At 38.5% G+C, this 579-nt stretch carries 1 pseudogene; it reads right to left on the minus strand.

The annotated features are described in order from the left end of the window. Nucleotides 1-579 (minus strand): annotated as a pseudogene (locus tag JCM10991_RS15535) (peptidoglycan endopeptidase); the annotation flags it as partial.

Consider the following 579-nt stretch of genomic DNA (forward strand, 5'->3'; position numbering starts at 1 on the left):
AGCTTGAGCAACATTATTATTTGTGCCTACACGAACCCGAGTTAGCTCATGTCCAGCTGTTTTGTCAAATAAAATCAAGTATTTATTTGGTGCTTTAAAAGCATTTGCATCAAAAGACCAACCTGAAACCTCTAACTTATTACCGACTAACTTAAAGCTATCTAAGGCATACGCAACTTGACTCAAATCTTTTGCTTGAGACCAAAAATCCTGTCGTTGGCCTTCACCATCCTTAGCATCACTAGAGTAGCGAATCACCACTTGCAACTTATGTCCGGTTACCTGAGAAAACTTCAGCATGTCAAACTTAGCTTTGAAACCAATATCACCGTTACTGTAGATATTTCTGTAGGCGTTCCGAGCATCTTCGCGTTTCACTGTTTCGGAAGTAATCCCTGTTTTATTAGTGCCAACTTTCACCCGTGCCACTTCGTGATCGGTTGTTTGGTCAAATAAAATTAAGTATTGGTTTGGCATTTGTTTAGCGTAATCAGACACATGCCATCCTTCAACTGTAAGATAATTTCCATTAAAACTAAAGTTATCTAAGTTATAAGCACTATTCTTAAAGGAACGTGG

Source organism: Ligilactobacillus equi DSM 15833 = JCM 10991 (genome assembly GCF_000615765.1).
In the GTDB taxonomy this organism is placed as follows: Bacteria; Bacillota; Bacilli; order Lactobacillales; family Lactobacillaceae; genus Ligilactobacillus; species Ligilactobacillus equi.